This is a genomic window from Streptomyces sp. NRRL S-118, from assembly GCF_000716335.1.
In the GTDB taxonomy this organism is placed as follows: domain Bacteria; phylum Actinomycetota; class Actinomycetes; order Streptomycetales; family Streptomycetaceae; genus Streptomyces.
The window spans coordinates 149,065-152,916 of sequence record NZ_KL591015.1; the positions used below are offsets into that span (position 1 = coordinate 149,065).

At 78.0% G+C, this 3,852-nt stretch carries 2 protein-coding genes; both read right to left on the reverse strand.

The features are described from left to right. The coding region (locus tag IH00_RS37645) for a non-ribosomal peptide synthetase (RefSeq protein ID WP_158827918.1) at positions 1-2,468 on the reverse strand (2,468 nt) is incomplete at its 3' end. Positions 2,469-2,471: 3 nt separating this feature from the next. Next, positions 2,472-3,852 (reverse strand): thioesterase domain-containing protein (locus IH00_RS0124310; RefSeq protein ID WP_039947360.1); only part of this gene is annotated, 1,381 nt, incomplete at its 5' end.

The following is a 3,852-nucleotide window of genomic DNA, read 5'->3' on the forward strand; positions in this document are numbered from 1 at the left end:
GGCGGGCCGTACGGGTCGGCGACGAACCGCTCGGCGGTCATGCCCGGCTGCCCGATGTACCCGCGCGCCAGGGACGCGCCGGCGACGTACACCTCCCCGGTCACGCCCGTCGGCACCGGCCGCAGCCGCGCGTCCAGCACGTAGGTGCGCGCGCCGGGCACGGCGTGCCCGATGACCACCGGCTCGCCCGGGCGCAGGTCGGCGGTCGTGGCGTACACGGTGGCCTCGCTCGGCCCGTACGCGTTGACGATCCGCCGCCCCGGCGCTGCCAGCCGCTCGACCAGCCCGGCGGGGCACGCCTCACCGCCGACCGCGAGGGTCCGCAGCCGCGGCAGCGCCCCGCCCGCGCCGCCGGGCAGCATCATCGCGGCGGACGGCGGCAGGAACGCGTACGTGATGCCGCTGTCCCGCAGCCGCGCGAACAGCCCCTCCCCGAGCCGCTCGTCCTCCTGCGCGATGTGCAGCTCCGCCCCGGCGACCCAGGCGAAGAACAGGTCCGACACCGCCACGTCGAACCCGAACGACACGTACTGGAGCACCTTGTCGCCGGCCGTCACCGGGAACCGCGTCCGCACGGCGACGGCCAGGTTCAGCAGCGCCCGGTGCTCCACGGCCACGCCCTTCGGCACACCGGTCGACCCGGAGGTGTACAGCACGTAGGCGAGGTCGCGGGCTCCCGGGGCCACCACGGGCCCCGGGCCGGCCACCACGCCGGCGGGCTCGTCGGCCCGCAACGCGGCCACCCCCAGGTCGCGGCCCGCCGTCGCCGCGGTGACCACCAGCAGCGCCGCGCCCGAGTGCTCCGCCATGTAGCGCAGCCGGGCGTCCGGATGCGCCGGGTCCAGCGGCACGTACGCGGCGCCCGCCCGCAGGACCGCCAGCGCCGCGACCGCCATGTCCGCGCAGCGGGGCAGCAGCAGGCCCACCCGGACCCCCGGCCGGGCGCCCGCCGCGCGCAGCCGGGCCGCCAGCGCGTCGGCGCGGGCCAGCAGTTCCCGGTAGGTGAGGCGCTCCTCGCCGCAGACCAGGGCCGTGGCGTCCGGCCGCTCGGCCGCGCGGTCGGCGACCAGGTCCGGCACCAGCCGGCCCACCGGCGCGGCCTCGTCCGTGCGGTCGGCCGCCACGAGCACCCGCGCCCGCTCGTCCGCCGGGACCGCGTCGAGCCGGGACAGCGGCTCGTCCGGCCGGGCCAGCGCCTCGGCCAGCAGCGTCTCGAAGCCGCGCACCCACGCGCGGACCGTCGCCGGGTCGAACAGCTCGCTGCGGTGGATGAACTGCGCCGCCAGCTCGTCACCCGCCCGCTCCACATGGAGGTGCAGGTCGAACTTGGCGGTGGGCAGGTCCAGTTCGACGCGCGTCACCCGCGCACCGGCGAGCCGGAGCGACAGCTCCGTGTCGTCGTCGTAGGCGAACACCACCTGCACCACCGGGTCGTGGCTCGTCTCGCGGGCCGGCGCCACCGCGTCCACCACCGCCTCGAACGGCGCGTCCTGGTGGGGCCCGGCGGCGAGCAGCCGCGCGCGCAGCCGGGCGACCAGCTCGCCGTACGAGGGGTCGCCGCCCAGGTCCACCCGTAGCGCCAGGGTGTTGGTCAGCATGCCGACCACGTCCTGGAGTTCGGGCCGGTCGCGCCCCGACACCGGGAAGCCGATCACCAGGTCCTCGCGGCCCGTCAGCCGCCCCAGGAACGCGGCGTACACCGCGAACAGCCCCATGAACGAGGTCGCCCCGTGCGCCCGCGCCACGCCCGCGAGGCGCTCCCGCACCGCCGCGCCGAGCCTGAACCGCACGCTCCCGCCCGCCGCCGACCGCACCGCGGGGCGCGGCCGGTCCAGCGGCAGCGCCACCGCGCCGGGCGCGCCGCGCAGCTGCTCCGCCCAGTGCGCGACGGCCCCCGCGTACGCGCCGGCCGCCATCCGCTCCCGCTGCCAGGCGGCGTAGTCGGGGAACTGGAGCGGCAGTTCGGGCAGCTCGTGGGGCAGGTCCTTCAGCGCCGCCTCGTACGCCGCCGACACCTCCCGCAGGATCACCTGGAGCGACCAGCCGTCGCAGACCAGGTGGTGCGCCACCAGCAGCACCCGGTGCGAGGCGTCGTCCACCGCGTACACGGTGGCGCGCAGCAGCGGACCGGCCGACGTGTCGAACGGCCGTGCCGCCTCCGCCCGCATCCGCGTGTCCACCTCGCCCGCCGGGACGTCCGTCTCCACCCGCAGCGCCGCGCGCCCGGCCGCCGCGACGATCTGGACCGGCGCCCCGCCCGGCGAGGTCCGGAACACGGTGCGCAGCGACTCGTGCCGGGCCACCAGGGCGTCCAGCGCCCGGCGGAACGCGACCGGGTCGAACGGCCCGCGCACCGCGAACGCCGCGGGCACGTGGTACTGCGGGGAACCCGGGTCCAGCTGGTCCAGGACGAGCAGCCTGCTCTGCGCGTCGGAGACCGGGAACTCGTACTCCTCGGTGTCGGTCATGGCTCACTTCCCCCGTAGTACGTCGTCGATGACGGCGGCCACCGTGCCGGCCGGCCCCGTGCCGAGCACGTCGCTGTGCGCGCAGTCGAGCTCGTGGACGTCCAGGACCGCCGCCCAGGGCCGCCACGCCGCCGTCTTCTCCCCGGTCGTCGCCTCGGCGGCGCGCGTCGCCGAGAACAGCGTCAGGGGGCCGTCGTACGGCGAGGGGTGCCAGGTGTGCGCCAGCCGGATGTGGTGGGCCATCGATTCCGCCACCGCCCCGAGCCGCGCGTCGTCGAACCCGGCGAGCGGCCCGTCCCCGCCGCGTATCCGCGCGAACACCCCGGCCCGGCCGTCCGGGCCGGCGGCCGCGGCGACCCCGTTGTTCCGCAGGAGCAGGCGCAGCACCTCCCGCTCGACGGCCCCCGGGTCGAGCGGCCCGGCCGACGGAGGCTTCGGCATCGCGTCGAGGACCGCGAGCAGGCCCACCTCCTCGCCCGCGGCCCGCAGCCGGGCCGCGAGCTCATGGGCGAGCAGACCGCCGAAGGAGCGGCCGAGCAGGAGGTACGGGCCGTGCGGCCGCACCCTGCGGATGTGCGTGAGGTACTGCTCCGCCATCGCCCCCATGGTGGGCGGCAGTCCGGTCGCCCCGCGCAGGGCGGGCGACTGCAGGGCGTACACCGGGTGCCCGGGGGAGAGGTGCGGCAGCAGCGCGGTGTACGCCCACCCGAGGCCGAATCCGGGGTGCACGCAGAACAACGGCACACGGTCCCCTCCGCCGGGGCGCAGGGCGACCAGCGGCCCGAACCCGTCGTCCGCCGGGGCGCCGAGGCGGCCGGCGAGCGCGGCCGGGGTCGGCGCGTCGAAGAGCGCGGCGAGCGGTACGCGCACCCCCAGCGCCGCCTCGATCCGCGAGGTCAGGCGCAGGGCGAGCAGCGAGTGGCCGCCGAGCGCGAAGAAGTCGCCGTCGGGCCCCACGTCCGCCGTGCCCAGCGTCTCGGCGAACAGCGCGCACAGCGCGGCCTCCCGCCCCGCGCGCGGCTCCCGGCGCCCCTCCGCCGCCGCCCGGGGCTCGGGCAGCGCCGCCCGGTCCACCTTCCCGTGCGCCGTCAGCGGTACGGCGTCGATGCACGCCCACAGCGAGGGCACCAGGTGGACCGGCAGGGTCCGGGCGGCCTCCTCCCGTACGGCACGCAGCCCGGCGCCCGGCGCGAGCACCAGGTGCGCGGCGAGGGCCTTGCCCCCGTCCGGCGCCGGCCGCGCCGTGACGACCGCGCGCACCACCCCGGGGCAGCGCGCCAGGGCCGCCTCCACCTCGGCGGGCTCGACACGGAAGCCCCGCACCTTGACCTGGGCGTCCGCCCGGCCCATGAACTCCAGCACCCCGTCGGCGCGGCGCCGCACC